Raw genomic sequence first — 17,061 nt, forward strand, 5'->3', positions numbered from 1 at the left:
ACCAGTAGTATCTTGTCGAAACCGACAATAGATTGAGTATCCTTATCGACCCCTGTGGAAGGTGGAGTTGCGTCATCACCATGTCCCGTCCCACCGGTAGCGCCGATCTGCCTTTGCACAATGGAAGGGGGCCGCTCCGGCTGGCGGCGCGGTGATGGGCGAGGGGGTGGTGCATCACTGCAGGCGCGGCTGACTTGCTCACGCGGGACCAGACCGAAGGTTTCTACCGCGACGGCTTTCTCCGCATCGATCATGGATTCCCTAGCGAGATAGCCGACGAGGCGCGCGCGATCCTGTGGCGCGACACGGGTTGCGCTCCCGATGATCCAGACACGTGGATCAGGCCCGTCATCCGCCTCGGCATGTATCATGACGCCCCGTTCCGCGAAGCGGCGGCCTCACCGCTGTTGCGGGAGACGTTCGACGCGCTGGCCGGTCCCGGACGCTGGCTGCAGCCGGGCGCCATCGGCACCTTTCCCGTTCGCTTTCCGTCGGACGAGGACCCCGGCGATACCGGCTGGCACATCGATGTCAGCTTCGGCACCGAGAACCCGGACTTCATGGAATGGCGCGCCAACGTCTTCTCCCGGGGACGGGCGCTGCTGATGCTGTTCCTGTTCTCCGATGTGGGACCGGACGATGCACCAACGCGGATCAGGGTCGGCTCGCACCTGCCAATGGCCCGCATGCTGGCACCGGCGGGCGAGGCCGGTCTGACCCTGCGCGAGATGGCGGCAGGCGGCTTTGGTGGTACCGAAGACTATCCCGAGGCGCTGGCGACCGGGGCGGCCGGCACGGTCTATCTGTGCCATCCTTTTCTTGTCCATTCCGCCCAGAGCCATCGGGGAACGCAGCCGCGCTTCATGGCACAGCCGCCGCTGTTGCCGGCAACGCCGCTTTCGCTCGACCGGGCGAACGGCGATCATTCTCCCGTCGAACAGGCCATCAGGCTGGCCCTGTCGGGCGCGGCCTAGCCGCCGGTCAGCTCGGCGATCAGGCGCGCGGCGTCGTCCTGGCCGAAGGGCTTGGGCAGGCGCGGCAGGTCCGGCGGGGTGTCCTGGGGCAGCTCGGCATATCCGGTGGCCAGCGCCACGGGCAAGGCAGGCCATTCGGCGCGGATTTCGTCGGCCAGCTGGGCGCCGGTCATGCGCGGCATGGCGTGATCGGTCAGCACCAGGTCGATGGCGAGGCCGCTGCGCAGCAGGGCCAGCGCCTCCTCGCCCGATCCGGCTTCCAGCACCCGGTGGCCCAGATCGGCCAGCATGGCGGCCGTGTTGGCCAGCACCAAGGGATCGTCGTCCACGGCGAGAATGGTCCGGGGCCCGGCGGAGACATTGGCGGATGGGGGCTCCGCGACGGGCGGGTGCCGGAACTCCGCCCCGGCCGCGCCGGCGGGCAGCCACAGTTCGGCGACGGTTCCCTCGCCGGGCTTGCTGGCCAGCAGCAGCTTGCCGCCCGACTGTTCGGCGAGACCCTGTACCATGGACAGCCCAAGGCCTGTGCCCTTGCCGACACCCTTCGTGGTGAAGAACGGGTCGACGGCGCGCGCCAGGGTGTCCGTGTCCATGCCCTCGCCGCTGTCGGCGACCGAGACGCAGACATAGTCACCGGGGGCCAGTCCCGCGGTGTCGTCCGACACCGTTTCGGCGCGGGCGGCGATGGTGATGGTGCCGCTGTCGTGCATGGCGTCGCGCGCGTTCACCGTCAGGTTCAGCAATGCCGCCTCGAGCTGGTTGGGATCGGTCAGCGCCGGCGGCAGATCGGGAGCAAAGCAGGTTTCGATGAGCAGCGCCGGGCCGAGCGAGCGGTGCAGCAACTCGTTCATCCCGGCGACCAGCTCGGCCAGGTCGACGGGGCGGGTGTCCAGATCCTGCCGCCGGGCGAACGCCAGCATGCGCTGGGTCAGCGAGGCGCCGCGCTGGGCGCCCTGAATGGCGTTGTCGACCAGCGGCGCCAGGTCGGAGGCGGGCGGCAGGCGCTTGCGGACCAGTTGCAGGCTGCCCAGGACCACCATCAGCAGATTGTTGAAATCATGGGCGATGCCGCCGGTCAGCTGGCCGATGGCCTCCAGCTTCTGCGCCTGGAACAGCTGCTCGCGCGCCATTCTGAGCGACTGTTCGGCCGCCCGCCGTTCGGTGATGTCGCGGGTGATCTTGGCGAAGCCGAGCAGCGTGCCGTCCTCCGACCGGATGGCGTCGATCACCACATGGGCCCAGAAGCGGCTGCCATCCTTGCGCATGCGGATCGCTTCCTTCTCGAAGCGGCCCTCGCGCGTGGCGGTCTCCAGCGCCCGCTCCGGCGCGCCGTCGGCGCGGTCCTCGGGCGTGTAGAACGCGGAAAAATGCCGTCCGACGATTTCGCTGGCGGCATAGCCCTTGATGCGCTCGGCGCCCTGGTTCCAGTTGCTGACCATGCCGCCCGGATCGAGCATGTAGATGGCGTAATCGGTCACGCCCTGTACCAGCAGGCGGAACTGTTCCTGGCTCTGGCGCAGGCTTTCCTCGGCCAGCTTGCGTTCGGTCAGGTCGCGGGTGATCTTGGCGTAGCCGATCACGTCGCCATTGGCGGCCCGGATCGGATCGATCACCACATGGGCCCAGAAGCGGCTGCCGTCCTGGCGCACGCGCCAGCCATGCCCCTCGAAACGCCCCTCGCGCGCGGCGGTCGCCAGCGCCCATTGCGGCTTCCCGGCGCGGCGGTCCGCATCGGTATAGAAGCGCGAGAAATGGTGGCCGATGATCTCGGCCTCGGTATAGCCCTTGAAGCGCTGCGCGCCGGCGTTCCAGCTGCTCACATGGCCGTCCGCGTCCAGCATGTAGATGGCATAGTCGGTGATCGCGTCGAGCAGGAGTCTATGGCGCCCCTCGTCGGCGGATGCGGCGGCCAGCCGTTCGGCTGCGGTCATGGGGACGTCTTTCATCGCTCGCGGGTTCCAGCCCCGTCTTGTCGGCATGTGAACACATTACACGTCTGCAAGTTCCGTCAACAAGCCGTGCGCGCGCGGGCTTTCCACCGCGCCGCCGCGTGCTACATCAGGGACGGTCCCTCACGAACAAGGATGCGCATGGCCCGCCGCGCCGGAAGCGCCGATCTGCCGCTGCATGGCGGCCACGTGCCGAAATGGCTGGCCGACCGCATGACCCGGCTGGGCGCGGTGGTCAGCGAGGCGATCGTGCACCATTACGGGCGCGACGAGTTGCTGCGCCGCCTGTCGCACCCTTTCTGGTTCCAGTCCTTCGGCGCGGTGATGGGCATGGACTGGCATTCCTCCGGCATCACCACCAGCGTCATCGGCGCGCTCAAGCGCGGCCTCACGCCGCTGTCGCACGAGCTGGGCATCCATGTCTGCGGCGGGCGGGGCCGGCATTCGCGGCAGACGCCGCACGAGCTGGCGGCCATCGGGCAGAGAGTTGGCTTCGACGGCGCGGCGCTCGCCACGGCCAGCCGCCTGGTCGCCAAGGTGGACAGCGCCGCCGTGCAGGACGGGTTCGACCTTTACCTGCACGGTTTCTTCGTCACCGATGAGGGCAAGTGGTGCGTCGTCCAGCAAGGCATGGACGGCGAACGCCGGCAGGCGCGGCGCTATCACTGGCTGTCGGAAGGCATTGAAAACTTCGTCGAGGAACCGCACGCCGCCATCGACGGCGCGGCGCGGGGCGAGATCGTCAACCTGACGGACCGGCGCGCCGATGGTTCGCGGCGCGGCCAGCTCGACCTGCTGCACGATCTGGGGCCGGACGGTATCGCCCGCGAGCTGGCGCTGCTGGAGCCGAGGGCCGCGCCGGCCCAGCTGGCGTTGCCGCACCTGGACATGCCGGGCCACCACGATGTCCGCGCCGAAGACGTGATCGCGCCGCGTCTGCACGCCACCCTGGCGGCGGCGGCGGAACGCGGCCCGGAGGATTTCGCCGGTCTGCTGCTGGTGCCGGGTGTTGGCGCGCGAACGGTAAGAGCGCTGGCCATGGTGGCCGAGGTGGTGCACGGCGCGCCGTTCCGCTTCAGCGATCCGGCGCGGTTCTCCCTCGCCCATGGCGGCAAGGACCGGCATCCCTATCCCGTGCCGCTCAAGGTCTACGACCAGACGATCCAGGTGCTCAAGACCGCGGTCGCCAATGCCAGGCTCGGCCGCGACGACGAGCTGGCGGCGCTGAAGCGTCTCGACGATCAGGCGCGCCGCATCGACGCCGTCGTCGGCGGCCAGACGCTGGAAGAAGTGATCGCAGAGGAGCGTCTGTTGTCGCATGGCCATGGCGGACGCAGCGTGTTCGGCTGGGAGCCGCCGCCCGCATCGTCCTGACGCGGGTGTAACTTTTCGCTCCGCCACGGCGTTACCCGCCTGTAATGACGTTGCAGGAGGAAAACAATGTCTCGAGGCGTAGTGATTGGTGTGGCCGCCGCGGCGGTCGTGGTCGTGGGTGTTCTGTTCGCCACCGGCTTCTGGTCGGCCGACGTGACCGACGAAGGGCGCCTGCCCGACGTGGATGTGAGCGCGACGCCGGGCGAGATGCCGGAAGTCGATCTCGACTCCAAGGAAGTGGTGATCGGCACCGAGAAGAAGGAAGTCGAGGTCCCGACCGTCGAGACCGAGACCAAGGAAATCGACGTGCCGGTGGTCGGCGTCACCGACTAATCGCGCGATCTCCAGGGCCGTGGAGGGGCGACCTTCCACGGCTTTTGTTCGTCCGGCGTCAGGCGCGGGCGTAGGCTAGGGCGGTCCGTTTCTGCCCGCCGTCGATGCGCGCCGTCACCGACTTGCGCGCCTCGACCAGCAGCACGCCCGCCAGCCTCGGCCACAGCCTTGCGCCGGGTCGCTCCATCCATCGCACCAGGCTGATGGCCGCCCGGTTCTGCGCGGGCAGGCTGAACAGCGCCCCGCCCCAGCTCAGCGGCTCCAGCATGGCGCCCGCCAGCAGCCGCCTCGCCTGCCCCACCGAATAGGGCCGGCCGTGCCCGAACGGCGTGCGTTCCATGAACGACCACGGACTGCCCCGGTGCGGCAAGATCACCAGGATGCGCCCCTCCGGCGCCAGGATCCGCCAGAACTCGCGCAGCAGCTTGCGGGTGTTCTCCGTATGCTCGAGCCCGTGAACGACGACCAGATGGTCCACCGACGCATCCGCCAGCGGCAGATGCTCGTCCTCCACCAGCGCGGCGCGGTTGGGCAGTCCGCGCGGCCAATGCGCGACGCCCTGTTGCGCGGGCATCAGCAGCACCGGCGGCCGGACATGGTCCAGTCCGCGCAGCAGCGGACCGGCGTAGCCGAAGCCGACGACCTGCCCATGCATGTCCGGCCATGTCTCGACCATGCGGGCGCGCAGCAGCATCTGGGCCAGGCGCCCCAGCGGACTGGCGTAGAACGCCTGAAGTTCGGTGATATCCAGAGACACCGGCCTGCCGCACCTTCTCAAAGCCCCTTGCCGGGACTATGTTAACGCCATGCTTGAAATACATCAGATACCCGTCCTTTCGGACAACTATGTGTACCTGGCGCACGATGTGGCGACGGGACAGACCGCGGTCGTCGATCCGGCGACCCATGAGGAAGTGCTCGAGGCGCTGGCCGAGAAGGGCTGGACGCTGACCCACATCCTCAACACCCATCACCACGCCGACCACACGGGCGGCAACATGGAACTGAAGAAGCAGACCGGCTGCGTCATCGTCGGCCCGCGCGCCGACCGGGATCGCATTCCCGGCATCGACGTGGAAGTGGGCGAGGGCGACATCTACGCGCTCGGCGAAAGCATCGCGCGGGTCTTCGACGTCCCCGGCCACACGCGCGGTCACAACGCCTACTGGTTCGATGACTCCGACGCGCTGTTCTGCGGCGACACCATGTTCGCGCTGGGCTGCGGCCGCCTGTTCGAGGGCACGCCCGCGCAGATGTGGGACTCGTTGTCCAAGCTGCGCGCGCTGCCGCCATCGACCAAGGTCTACTGCGCGCACGAATACACCAAGTCCAACGCCGCCTTCGCCGTCACGGTCGAGCCCGACAACGGCGCCTTGGTCGCCCGCAAGTCCATGATCGACGACATGCGCGCGCGGGGCGAGCGCACGGTGCCCTCGACCCTGGCCGAGGAGATCGCGACCAACCCGTTCCTGCGTCCCGACAGCGCCGATCTGCAGCGCACTCTGGGCATGGTGGGCGCGCCGCTGGTCGATGTCTTCGCCGAGACGCGCCGACGCAAGGATAATTTCTGAGCCAAAAAAAGGGCGCCGCGCGGCGCCCTTTTCGTATCCGGTGCCGCGCGGCTTACGCGACCAGCGCGTCGGCGGTGTTGAAGAACAGCGCCTGGCTGATGGTCGCCTGCACCGTGCGGTGATCGAACGGCTTGGTGATCAGGAAGGTCGGTTCGGGACGCTCGCCGGTCAGCAGGCGTTCCGGGAAGGCGGTGATGAAGATCACCGGCACGTCGACCTGGCTCAGGATGTCCTTCACCGCGTCGAGGCCTGAGCTGCCGTCCGCCAGCTGGATATCCGCCAGCACCAGGCCCGGCTTGTACTCGCGCGCCGCCTTCACCGCCTGCTGGCGGGTCATGGCGATGGCCGCGACCTCATGGCCCAGATCGCCGACCAGCGCGGCCAGATCCATGGAAATGGCGGGCTCGTCCTCGATGATCAGCACCTTGGTGCGGCTCTGCGACTGCACGTCGGCCAGCGCCGCCTCGATCAGCTCGCCGATTTCGCCCGGCGTCAGGTCGACGATCTCGGCGGCCTCGTTCTCGCCGAAGCCTTCCATAGCGGTCAACAACAGTACCTGCCGGCTCAGCGGCGTCAGCCCCCCGATCTGGCTCTGGAAGCGCTGTTCCGGCTTGGGCAGGCTTTCCACGTCGATAGGCGCGTCCACATGCGACGTCATCCAGATGGCATGAAAGACCTTGTAAAGGCCGACCTTGGCGCCGACCTCGCGCGGGAATTCCTCGGGCGCGGCGACGATGGTTTCAAGACACGCGCGCACATAGGCGTCGCCGTGGGCCTGGCTTCCCGTCAGCGCGCGGGCATAGCGCCGCAGATAGGAAAGATGGGGCGCGAGATCGGAAGCGAGCGACATGGGGAACTCTCCACGAGATTGGGTGTTTAAGATCGGCGGCAGGCAACGCCCTGCACGAAAATCCTACCGTCCTGGCACGATACGCGTTCAGCCATTGACCAGTTCTTACTATAAGACCGATAGTCAATGGATGCACAACCGGCCAGGCCATAACGACCGACAGGACAGGCAAGAGTGACACAGGGCAAGGACTCTCCCGGCAACAAGCGGGGCGCCGGCAGAACCGAAGGGCGCAAGCGTTTGGGCGACAATCTGCGGCAGATGTACGACGAGGTCGTGCAGGAGCCGATTCCAAAGGAAATGCTCGACCTGCTCGCCCGGCTCAAGGACGACGGCGACACCAAGCGCTGACGGCTCGTCCAGGGCGCGTTCATCCGCCGCTCCGTTCGTCGATCACCGGAAATTTCATCGTGCAGCAGACGCCCTCGGGCGGATAGTCGAAAGACGCGCGACCGCCCAGGGCCATGATGTTGTGGCTGACGAGGCGCGTGCCGAAACCGGTCTTGGCCGGCGCCTCGACGGCCGGGCCGCCGGACTCGCACCATTCCATCGTGACCTGCAGTTCGCCATCGTCGTCGGTCATCGCGTGCCAGCGCACGATCACCCGGCCCTTGCCGTCGGAAAGCGCGCCATGGCGGGCGGCGTTGCTGACCAGTTCATGCAGGGTCATGGCCATGGTCAGGGTGGCGCGCGGACCCAGTTCGACCTCTTCTCCCTGGATATCCAGGCGCCCGGCGCCATAGGCGTTCAGCGCGTCGGACAGCACCGTCTTCAGCGGCGTCTCCTGCCACTGGCTACGCACGAGGAGATCATGCGCCCGGCTCAGCGCGAGCAGCCGCGCGCCGAAGGATTCCCGGAACGACTCGATGGAATCCGTGTAGCGCATCGTCTGCATGGCGATGGCATAGACCGTCGCCAGCGCGTTCTTTACGCGGTGATTGAGCTCGCGGGCGAACAGGGTGTGCCGCTCCTCCGCTTCCTTGCGGTGCGTGATGTCCAACAACATGTTCACCGCGCCGACGAATTCGCCCGCCGCGTCGTAGAGCGGCGTGGGGTAGGGCAAGATCGGAATACGCGTGCCGTCCGGGCGCTCCATCAGGACCTCGGTATTCCGGATCGGCTGACGTTCGGCGATGGTGCGGGTCATGGCGCACTCGGTCAGCGGCATGGGGCTGCCATCGGGATAGAGCAGCGACCAGGGCGCCGCGCGCACGCTGGTGCCGATGGCGGGCGCGACGCCCCAAAGGTCGGCGGCGGCCTTGTTGTAGAAATTGATGTGCCCGTCGGCATCCGCCGTGTAGACGGCGGTCGGCAGTGCATCCAGCGTATCGCGCAGCCTGCCGCCGACGTCGTTCCAGGTGTCCGGGCAGCGCTGGAAGGTGATGACCGTGTCCGTGCCCGGCGATGGTTCGGCATTCACCAGAAGACGCATGTGCACGCCGGCCTCTCCGGCGACCACGATACTGGCTGACGTGACGGGACGGCCGGCGCGCAGCGCTTCTCCGATGACCGCGGCGGCGGGCTCATCCTGCCACATGGTCTCCCAGGTCTCTCCCGCGCGCGGCGCGCGGCCCCAGAGGGCGGCGGCCTTGGCATTGTAATGCAGCACGGAACCATGCCTGTCGCAGACGCACGCGGCCATGGGCAGCAGGCCGAGCCAGTGCCCGGCGCCCGATCGGTCGCTCAGTTCGCCTGATCCAACGGCACTCATCGCATGTCCTTTGCCGGAAACGCCGAGCGTCTCCCCGTGTCCCAGCATGGCAAAATCGGTTCTCTTGTCCGAGAAAATTCCCATGACTCCATCTGGCCGGAACACTGCTGGTTCCTTCGCCAAAACGCGCGCGGGGACTGCACCGCCGCGATGCGCGCAAAGTGCTCAACGGGAATCTGGAAAGGAAGTTCCTGAGCGCCGTGGCCAGCGATGGCTGTTTCACCGGGGCACGATGCTTCAGGCACGTGCCGATGACACGGCAAGACATTGAACGAAAAGAAACTATTGGTCATGTGGAACGCCCCCATCCCGTTCTGCGAACCCCATGGAACGAAAGAAGCGCTCAATGGTTCAACACGAAGCTCCCCAAAATGGGTTTCGCGTGTCAGCGACCGCCTTGGCGGGCAAGCGGTTGGCCGAGCAGGCGCTCCATCAATGCTTCCAGGTCGCTTTCACCGAACGGCTTGGGAAGGCGTGGATGTTCGGCGAACTCCTTCAGCCCATCCTTGCCGTATCCGGTAAAGAATGCGAATGGAATGCCGCGCGCGCCTAACGTCCGGGCCACCTCAAAGGTCTCTTGTCCATGAAGCTTGAGGTCCAGAATGACGCAGTCGAACGCGCCATGTCGCGCCGCTTCCATGGCGCCGGGCAATCTGCCCTCCACGGTGACGCTGTCCGCCCCCAGATCCAGAAGCATTTCTTCGAGAAGCATGGCAATCGCAGGGTCGTCTTCGACCAGGAGAATGCTGGAAGCCGGCATGTCTATCCCCCAACTGTTCCGTTGCTCGGATGATGTCTGCCCTCGAACCCGTACGTTCGGGGGATATGCCTCGCTCGCACCGTTGATCGGTGGCTTATACGAAATCTATCCAGGCCCGGCATCATCTTATCGGCGCGGGTTCCCCCGGCCAAGCCACTAAACTCACGAGCCTGTGATCTGTTCCACGTAAAATGTCGCGGAACGGAAGTTTTTTCAGACGTTCCTGCTCAGTCCGCCGCCGCGTCCCGGCCCGCGAGCACCTGCCGCAGCTTGCGGGCCAGCGTCTCGCGCGTATAGGGCTTGCTCAGCAGGTTCGTGCCGGTATCGAGCTGGCCGCCATGAACGATGGCGTTTTCCGTATAGCCGGACGTGAACAGCACGATCAGTTCGGGCAGACGCTCTTTCGCCTTGCGGGCGAGTTCGGGACTGCGAAGCGGGCCGGGCATTACCACGTCGGTAAACAACAGGTCGATGGGTACCCCGCTTTCGACGATGGCGAGTGCGCTCTGCGCGTCTCTCGCCGTCAAAATCCTGTAGCCCAGGTCGGACAGGATCTCGACCACCGTGTTGCGCACGCCTTCGTCGTCCTCGACGACGAGGACGGTCTCGCTGCCGCCGCGAACCGGCCCCGTGTCGACCGGCGCCGGCATATCCTCCTGCTGGGTCGAACGCGGCAGGTAGATGCGCACCGTCGTGCCTTGGCCGACTTCGCTGTAGATCTTGGCATGACCGCCCGACTGCTTGACGAAACCATAGACCATGCTGAGGCCCAGACCCGTCCCCTGGCCTTCGGGCTTCGTGGTGAAGAAGGGCTCGAACACCTGATCTAGGATTTCGGGCGGGATGCCGGAGCCGGTGTCGGTGACGGCGAGCATGACGTACTGGCCCGGCGGGATGTCCGAGTGGCGGGCGGCGTAGGCGTCATCCAGATAGGCGTTGCCGGCCTCGATAGTCAGCCGGCCGCGGCCGCCCATGGCGTCACGGGCGTTGATGGCCAGGTTGAGCAGGGCGTTCTCCACCTGGGCGGGATCGACGAACGTGTTCCACAGTCCGCCGCCGATGACGGTCTCCAGCTCGATCTCCTCGCCGATGGCGCGGCGCAGCAGGTCATCGAGGCTGCGCACGAACCTCCCAAGATTGACCACGCGCGGATCGAGCGGCTGGCGGCGGCCAAAGGCCAGTAGCTGCGACGCCAGTTTCGAGCCTCGGAACACGCCGCCAAGGGCGTTGCGCAGCCGCCGCTCGGCCCGCTCGTTGCCGACGACATCCTTGGACAGAAGCTGCAGATTGCCGGCGATCACCTGAAGCAGGTTGTTGAAATCATGGGCGACACCGCCGGTCAGCTTGCCCACGGCCTCCATCTTCTGGGCCTGCCGCAGCTGTTCCTCGGCCTGGCGCAGCGCTTGGGCGGCCTCTTTCTCGGCCGTGACGTCGCGGCCGATGGCGTGAACCTTCCCGCCTTCCGAAACCGCGTCCCAGGCGATCCAGCGGAAGCCGCCATCACGATGGCGGTAGCGGTTCTCGAAGCGATGGGTCTCCTGTTCCACCCGCTGCCGCCGCGCCTGTTCGGCGGTCATCTCGCGGTCTTCGGGGTGGATGAAATCCTGCGCTGGACGGCCGATCAGCTCATGTTCGCGCCACCCGAGCGCCGTTTCCCACGCCGGGTTCACGCTCAGGATATCGCGTTGTTCGTCCAGCACCAGCATGAGATCGCTGGTATTGCGCCAGATCCGGTCCCTGTCGGCGGTGGCTTCCTCGGCCCGCTCGCGCAGGCCCGCGTTCAGCTCGCGCAAGGTTTCCGCGTGCCGCCGCCGCAGGCGCGACAGCTTGAGCAGCGAATTGACCCGGGCGATGACCTCGCGCGCCGAAAACGGCTTCACCAGATAATCGTCGGCGCCGGCCTGCAGCCCCTCCACGCCCGCTTCCTCGCCGGCGCGCGCCGACAGCAGCACCACGGGCGTATCGCGCAGATCGGCGTCTTCGCGGATACGCCGGAGCAGCTCATAGCCGTCCATCCGCGGCATCATGATGTCGGTCAGGATCAGATCCGGTCGCGCCGTGCGCGCCGCGTCCAGTGCCTCCTGCCCGTCGGCGGCGACGATCAGCTGATGCGCCGGCGAAAGAAGGCGCGCCACGTAACGGCGCATGTCGGCATTGTCGTCCGCGAGCAGGATGAGGCTGCGGTCTTCATTCTGGGTCCCCGGCGAGGCGGGCACCGTTTCGGCGTCCTCATCATCGCCTGGATCGACCCAGCGCAGCGCCTCGTCGGCATAGATGCCGGTCAGCGCGCCGGGAAGCGCCTCGTCGGCCGTTTCCCTGACCTGCGCCTGGGGCAGGTGGCTGGTGCCCGACGGGATCATGATGCGAAAGCACGTGCCCTCGCCCTCGCGGCTGGAGACCTCGATGGCGCCGCCATGCAGCTTGACCAGTTCATGCACGGTCGCGAGGCCGATGCCGCTGCCTTCGTGGCTGCGTCCCCGTGCGCCGTCGACGCGGTGAAAACGCTCGAACAGCCGTGGCAGCTCGGCGTCGGGAATGCCGGTTCCGGTATCGGTGACGCTGAAATCGATTACCCCGTCATGGGCGCTCAGCGAAACATGGATCCCGCCCTCGAAGGTGAACTTGAAGGCATTCGACAGCAGGTTGAGCACGATGCGCTCCCACATGCCGCGATCAACATGGACCGGACCTGGAAGGGGCGCGCAATCGATCCGCAGCGAGAGTCCGGCCTTCTCGCAGGCCGAACGGAAGTTGCTGGCGAGATCGTGGGTGAACGCCGCCAGATCCGTCGGCTGGAACTGGGCGTTGGCACGGCCCGCCTCCATGCGCGAGAAATCCAGTAGCGTGTTCACAAGGGTCAACAGCCGCAATGCGTTCCGGTGGGCCATGTCGACCCGGCCTCGCGCGCCGTCGTCCAGCGGCGTTCCGTGAAGCAATTCCTCCAGCGGACCGAGCAACAACGTCAGGGGCGTGCGGAACTCGTGGCTGACATTGGAAAAGAAGGCGGTCTTGGCGCGGTCAAGCGCGGCCAGTGCCTCGGCCCGGCGTCGGGCCTCGTCCATGGCGCGCGCATTGGCGAGACTGGTCGCGATCTGGCCCACCAGCAGATCGACGAAGGCGAGATAGTCGCCGTCAACCTCGTGATACGGATTGACCCCGAAGACCATGACCCCGGCGGGCATCGCGTGGCCTGAACGGGGTATCGGGACCGCCACCGCCTGTGACGGCGGGCGGTCCCACGGTCCAGAGGGGACGGGCCCGGAGAAACGGGTCTCCAGACTGTCGATCAGTACGGAGGGACTACCCTCGATGATCGCCCGGAGCGGCCAGGATATGTAGGGCGCGGCAATGGGCTCGCCGCCCGTCGAGAACGCAAGTCTGGCCGACGTCTCGGTTTCGCCGTCGAACAGGTAGATATGGACGAAGGGAAGATCCCGTTGTGCCCGCAGCACATCCAGCGCGTCCAGCCGGTCGATCTCCAGAGGCGACACGCCGATGGCGGCCGCGAGATCGCGCAACAGCGCAAGGCGGCGCTCGCCGATGACTCGAACCGTATCTTCCGTGACCACGCACAGCATGCCCGCGATGACGCCGGTGTCATCCGTCAGGGGGCTGTAAGAGAACGTGTGGTACGTTTCTTCGGCGAACCCGCTGCGTTCGAGAAACAGAAGCAGGTGTTCGTCATAGGTGGCGACGCCCTGCTTCAGAACGGAATCCACCCGTGGGCCGATATCGGCCCAGATTTCCGCCCAGACCTGCGCCGCGGGCTTGCCCAACGCAGTGCCTTCCTTGACGCCCAGCGTGGGCGCGTAGGCGTCATTATGCAGAAAAATCAGATCCTCGCCCCAGCCCATCCACATGGCATAGCGGGAGGTCAGCATCATGCTGACAACGGTCTTCAGGCTCTGCGGCCACTGATCCGGTGTTCCGAGACAAGACGTGGCCCAATCATAGGCACGCATGCGCGCGGCCATATCGCCCCCGCGCGCGAATAGTTCCGAGCCTGCATTGATCGCGGGCACGGCTAACGTCCCATCGGCGCCAGCTGGGAAACGTGTCGTGTCATGTGTTGGTCCCACCCTCATTCATGCCGGCGGCATGTCGACTTATTCTGGGTCTCTTGGCTGCTCAACCGCGTCCCTGTGATGGAAGTTCCCGGCCTATTTATCCGGGATGCCGTTCATCAGCCGCTCCACTTCGGCGCGGGCGCGCGCCACGCGGCTTCGGATGGTGCCGATGGGACAGCCGCAGATCTCGGCCGCTTCCTGATAGGATAGCCCGCTGGCGCCCACCAGAACCAGCGCCTCGCGCCACGGCTCCGGCAGCTTCATCAGCGCTTTCTGCAAATCGTTGATCATCAGCCCCTGATCCTGCGACGCCGGCGCGGTTATCATGTCGTCGGTCAGTTCCTTGCCTGATTCCATCTGGGACGCAAGACGCCGGCGATCGGACAGGAAAGCGTTGCGGAGAATGACGAAGGTCCAGGCCCGGAAGCTTGTTCCCGCGCGGAACCGGGTCCGTGCCGACCAGGCTTTCATCAGCGTGTCCTGGACCAGATCGTCCGCCCGGTCGCGCGAGCCGCTCAGGCTGCGGCCGAAAGCGCGCAGCGACGGCACCACCTCCTGCAACTCGAGCGCGAACTGCTCGTCGGTCAGGGTTTCGAAGGTTTCGGGTTCTTGTTGTGTCAAATCCTTGGCATTCAAAATGCGCAGTTCTCCGCCGGTGCAGATCATGAAGAACGGACGAGAGCAGGAAAGGTTCGCGGACCATCCGCCCGGATCATGCGGTTTCCACTGATCGAATGACCTCGTGGATCTTGATCGCCAGTTGTTCGAGCGTAAACGGCTTCCCGATGAGATGCACCCCCGGATCGACGATGCCGTTGTGAACGACCGCGTTTCTCGTGTAGCCGGTGGTGAACAGAACCTTCAGTCCCGGCCGTCGCTGGCGCGCCATGTCGGCGAGTTGGCGGCCGTTGATCTCGGGCATGACGATATCGGTGAACAGCAGGACGATGCCCGGATTGCCGTCCAGCAGCGTCAGGCCGCGCGCCGCGCTATCGGCGTGGATGACGGTGTAGCCAAGGTCGCGCAGGGCATCCACGCTCATGCGGCGGACCCGCTCGTCATCCTCGACGACCAGAATAATCTGGTCCGGATGGCCTTGCGGCACCTCGTGTGGCAGAACCTTGTCGCCGCGTCCCGCGTCGCGGACGCCATAGTGACGGGGCAGGTAGATCTTCACGGTTGTCCCCGCGCCCGCCTCTGAATAAATCTTCACGTGGCCGCCGGACTGATAGACGAAGCCGTGGACCTGGGAGAGGCCGAGGCCGGTTCCCTTGCCGGCTTCCTTGGTGGTGAAGAACGGATCGAAGGCGCGCGCGATGACCTCTTCGGGCATGCCCGTGCCGGTATCGGTGATGGCCAGCATCACGTACTGGCCGGCGGGCACGCCCACATGGCCCGCCGCGTACAGGTCGTCCAGATGGGCATTGGCGGTCTCGATGGTCAGCTTGCCGCCCTGCGGCATGGCGTCGCGGGCGTTCACCGCCAGATTGAGGATCGCGCTCTCCAGCTGGCCGGGATCGGCATGCAGGGTCCACAGTCCGCCGGCCAGCACCGTTTCGATCCGGATCGCCTCGCCCAGGGTGCGCGACAGCATTTCCGAAAGACTGGACACGAGGCGGTTGATCTCCAGCGGCTCGGGCGACAGCGCCTGTTTCCGGGCGAAGGCCAGCAGCCGATGGGTGAGCGTCGTCGCCCGCTCCGCGCCTTCCAGCGCTTGCACCGCGTAGCGTTCCACGTCGGTTTCGCCGCGCGCCAGACGCCGTCTGAGCAGGTTGAGGTTGCCGATCACGACCGCGAGCATGTTGTTGAAATCATGGGCGAGGCCGCCTGTGAGCTGGCCCATGGCCTCCAGTTTCTGCGAATGGCGAAGTTGCTCTTCCACGCTGGCACGCGTCCTGATCTCGTCGGTGAGGCGGCTGTTGGCCGTGGCGAGCGCGTTGCGCGCCTGCACCAGGCCGCGATTGCGCCGATAGGCGTCATAGATGGAATAGGCCGCCAGGAGGCAGACGGCGACGACGGCGGTCAGGACCGCCAGTTGCATCCGCAAAACCGCCTGGCGGTGACGTTCCTTGAGCGCGTCCAGCGCCGCCGCTTCGGCGTCCTTGAGCCGGGCGATGATGACCCGAACCTCGTCCATCAGCCGTTTGCCCTCGCCGGCGCGGATCAGCGAGGTGGACTCGGCGATGTTGCCGGACCGGTGCAGGGCGATCACGGTGTTCATGGCGGCCATCCGCCGGTCGGTGACATCGGCCAGTTGATCGAGAGAGCCGCGATAGCCCGGCCGGTCCTCCGCCAGCGCGTACAGCGCCCGGAAATGGTCGTCGATCAGGGGCGCGGCCCGTTTGTAGGGGACAAGATAGGATTCGTCGTCGGTCAACAGATAGCCGCGCTGGCCGGTCTCGGCATCCTGCAGCGAGGACAGCAGTCGCCACAAGCCGTTCTCCAGTTCGAGCGAGACGCGCACCCGCTCGGTCATGCGCTCCTGTGTGGCGACCAGCGCTCCGGTGGTCACGACGATGGCGACGAGCAACATGAAGCCCGCGATCAGCGGCAGGATGCTTCTCATGGCGCGAGGCGGCCCGCCGGATGCCGGCGCGGACCCGGAAAATGCCGCCCCGGGCCTGTGCAGCAGATCGGCAACGCTTGAGCCCCTTTCCCGTCGAAGCGCGGACCTTTGCCCCGCCAGTGATCACGCCTGCGTGAGCTTAGACCAATTCCGCCAATGGGCCTACAGGCTCAAGCACACGCGGTATCAGATCGACGCGCCGCCATCGAGCACGACGAGGCTGCCCGTCATGAAGGGGTTGAGCATGCAGGCGATGATTTGCCGCGCCACGTCGTCCGCCGTGCCGACCCGGCCGAGCGGCAGTCCCTTGCCGATCTGCTCGAGCCGCGCGGTCCGCTGTTCGGGCGGCATGCCGTCCCACAGCGGCGTGTCGGCCGGCCCGGGGATCACGGTGTTGACGCGGACCGGCGCCATCTCGAGAGCCAGTCCGCGCGACAGGGCGTTGACGGCCGCGCCAATGGCCGAGAGGACGGCGATCCCCTTGGGCGGGCGCAGCGTCGCCGAGCCGGTGACGAGGGTCAGCGATCCGCCCGGATTGAAGCGGGCGCCGCGCGCGATGTGCACGGCGCTCCAGAACCGGGCGTCGGCCTGTTCCTTCATGTGCTCGAGGCTGAGCGGGCCGGGCGGGGGGAGCTGGCCGGCGGTGAGCACGATGTGATCGAACGGCTCCTGTCCGGCGAAGAAGTTGTCGATGGCGCCGCCGTCACGCACGTCGAGCACCGCCGTGGCGCACTGGCCGCCGATGCGCCCGGCGGCGGCGCGTAGCTTGTCGGCCGAGCGGGATGCGAGAGTCACCCGCGCGTCCGCCGCCGCGGCATGCCGGCCCACGGCCTCGCCGAAGCCGGAGCTGCCTCCGATCACGAGGACTTTCGCGTTCTCCAGCGTCAGCGTGGCCATCGGCGATCC

Annotated in this window: 14 protein-coding genes; 5 read left to right on the plus strand and 9 right to left on the minus strand. The window is 66.7% G+C overall.

The genetic code is table 11. The annotated features are described in order from the left end of the window. The first annotated feature begins 194 nt into the window (after positions 1-194). Complete coding sequence (locus WJU17_RS13855; RefSeq protein ID WP_346327990.1) at positions 195-974, plus strand: phytanoyl-CoA dioxygenase family protein; 780 nt, start codon at positions 195-197, stop codon at positions 972-974. Here the strand turns inward: WJU17_RS13855 and WJU17_RS13860 are convergent. Beyond that, positions 971-2,905: a PAS domain S-box protein gene (locus WJU17_RS13860; protein ID WP_346327991.1), complete on the minus strand. Its 1,935-nt coding sequence runs from the start codon at positions 2,903-2,905 to the stop codon at positions 971-973. The two genes, WJU17_RS13855 and WJU17_RS13860, sit on opposite strands and share 4 nt — an antisense overlap. Positions 2,906-3,064: 159 nt before the next feature. On the opposite strand from WJU17_RS13860, the gene WJU17_RS13865 reads away from it, so the two are divergent. Together WJU17_RS13865 and WJU17_RS13870 are read left to right on the plus strand one after the other, a co-directional pair. Further along, positions 3,065-4,297, plus strand: coding sequence for a DUF763 domain-containing protein (locus WJU17_RS13865; protein WP_346327992.1), 1,233 nt, complete (start codon positions 3,065-3,067; stop codon positions 4,295-4,297). 66 nt (positions 4,298-4,363) lie between these two features. Continuing rightward, positions 4,364-4,630 carry a hypothetical protein gene (locus WJU17_RS13870; RefSeq protein WP_346327993.1) on the plus strand — a complete coding sequence of 89 codons (267 nt, stop codon included), beginning with the start codon at positions 4,364-4,366 and terminating at the stop codon, positions 4,628-4,630. 58 nt (positions 4,631-4,688) lie between these two features. Here WJU17_RS13870 and WJU17_RS13875 read toward each other — a convergent pair whose 3' ends face one another. Continuing rightward, on the minus strand, positions 4,689-5,387 hold the full coding sequence (locus WJU17_RS13875; RefSeq protein WP_346327994.1) for a class I SAM-dependent methyltransferase: 699 nt from the start codon (positions 5,385-5,387) through the stop codon (positions 4,689-4,691). Between the two features lie 49 nt (positions 5,388-5,436). Between WJU17_RS13875 and gloB the strand changes: the two genes are divergently transcribed. Next, positions 5,437-6,201: a hydroxyacylglutathione hydrolase gene (gloB, locus tag WJU17_RS13880; RefSeq protein ID WP_346327995.1), complete on the plus strand. Its 765-nt coding sequence runs from the start codon at positions 5,437-5,439 to the stop codon at positions 6,199-6,201. 52 nt (positions 6,202-6,253) lie between these two features. Here gloB and WJU17_RS13885 read toward each other — a convergent pair whose 3' ends face one another. Beyond that, positions 6,254-7,051, minus strand: coding sequence for a response regulator (locus WJU17_RS13885; RefSeq protein ID WP_346327996.1), 798 nt, complete (start codon positions 7,049-7,051; stop codon positions 6,254-6,256). Between the two features lie 174 nt (positions 7,052-7,225). On the opposite strand from WJU17_RS13885, the gene WJU17_RS13890 reads away from it, so the two are divergent. After that, complete coding sequence (locus WJU17_RS13890; protein WP_346327997.1) at positions 7,226-7,402, plus strand: NepR family anti-sigma factor; 177 nt, start codon at positions 7,226-7,228, stop codon at positions 7,400-7,402. A 19-nt stretch (positions 7,403-7,421) separates the two neighbouring features. On the opposite strand, the gene WJU17_RS13895 is transcribed toward WJU17_RS13890, so the two are convergent. The 6 genes from WJU17_RS13895 to WJU17_RS13920 all read right to left on the minus strand — a co-directional run bounded on the left by WJU17_RS13895 (position 7,422) and on the right by WJU17_RS13920 (position 17,052). Further along, complete coding sequence (locus WJU17_RS13895) at positions 7,422-8,762, minus strand: HWE histidine kinase domain-containing protein (protein ID WP_346327998.1); 1,341 nt, start codon at positions 8,760-8,762, stop codon at positions 7,422-7,424. 385 nt (positions 8,763-9,147) lie between these two features. Then, positions 9,148-9,522, minus strand: coding sequence for a response regulator (locus WJU17_RS13900; RefSeq protein ID WP_346327999.1), 375 nt, complete (start codon positions 9,520-9,522; stop codon positions 9,148-9,150). 227 nt (positions 9,523-9,749) lie between these two features. After that, complete coding sequence (locus WJU17_RS13905) at positions 9,750-13,496, minus strand: ATP-binding protein (RefSeq protein ID WP_346328000.1); 3,747 nt, start codon at positions 13,494-13,496, stop codon at positions 9,750-9,752. A gap of 186 nt (positions 13,497-13,682) precedes the next feature. After that, complete coding sequence (locus tag WJU17_RS13910; RefSeq protein WP_346328001.1) at positions 13,683-14,210, minus strand: sigma-70 family RNA polymerase sigma factor; 528 nt, start codon at positions 14,208-14,210, stop codon at positions 13,683-13,685. Between the two features lie 91 nt (positions 14,211-14,301). Beyond that, positions 14,302-16,155, minus strand: coding sequence for a CHASE3 domain-containing protein (locus tag WJU17_RS13915; RefSeq protein WP_346328002.1), 1,854 nt, complete (start codon positions 16,153-16,155; stop codon positions 14,302-14,304). 186 nt (positions 16,156-16,341) lie between these two features. Continuing rightward, the gene (locus WJU17_RS13920) at positions 16,342-17,052 is read right to left on the minus strand and encodes an SDR family oxidoreductase (RefSeq protein WP_346328003.1); all 711 of its coding nucleotides are present in this window, start codon (positions 17,050-17,052) and stop codon (positions 16,342-16,344) included. Positions 17,053-17,061 lie beyond the last annotated feature (9 nt).

This window comes from Iodidimonas sp. SYSU 1G8, assembly GCF_039655775.1.
GTDB lineage: Bacteria > Pseudomonadota > Alphaproteobacteria > SMXS01 > SMXS01 > RI-34.

Excerpts from the sequence above, each read along its gene's own strand:
- gloB (WP_346327995.1), top strand. The coding sequence starts at position 5,437 with ATGCTTGAAATACATCAGATACCCGTCCTTTCGGACAACTATGTGTAC.
- WJU17_RS13920 (WP_346328003.1), bottom strand. The coding sequence starts at position 17,052 with ATGGCCACGCTGACGCTGGAGAACGCGAAAGTCCTCGTGATCGGAGGC.
- WJU17_RS13865 (WP_346327992.1), top strand. The coding sequence starts at position 3,065 with ATGGCCCGCCGCGCCGGAAGCGCCGATCTGCCGCTGCATGGCGGCCAC.
- WJU17_RS13905 (WP_346328000.1), bottom strand. The coding sequence starts at position 13,496 with ATGGCCGCGCGCATGCGTGCCTATGATTGGGCCACGTCTTGTCTCGGA.
- WJU17_RS13860 (WP_346327991.1), bottom strand. The coding sequence starts at position 2,905 with ATGACCGCAGCCGAACGGCTGGCCGCCGCATCCGCCGACGAGGGGCGC.
- WJU17_RS13885 (WP_346327996.1), bottom strand. The coding sequence starts at position 7,051 with ATGTCGCTCGCTTCCGATCTCGCGCCCCATCTTTCCTATCTGCGGCGC.
- WJU17_RS13870 (WP_346327993.1), top strand. The coding sequence starts at position 4,364 with ATGTCTCGAGGCGTAGTGATTGGTGTGGCCGCCGCGGCGGTCGTGGTC.
- WJU17_RS13895 (WP_346327998.1), bottom strand. The coding sequence starts at position 8,762 with ATGAGTGCCGTTGGATCAGGCGAACTGAGCGACCGATCGGGCGCCGGG.
- WJU17_RS13900 (WP_346327999.1), bottom strand. The coding sequence starts at position 9,522 with ATGCCGGCTTCCAGCATTCTCCTGGTCGAAGACGACCCTGCGATTGCC.
- WJU17_RS13915 (WP_346328002.1), bottom strand. The coding sequence starts at position 16,155 with ATGAGAAGCATCCTGCCGCTGATCGCGGGCTTCATGTTGCTCGTCGCC.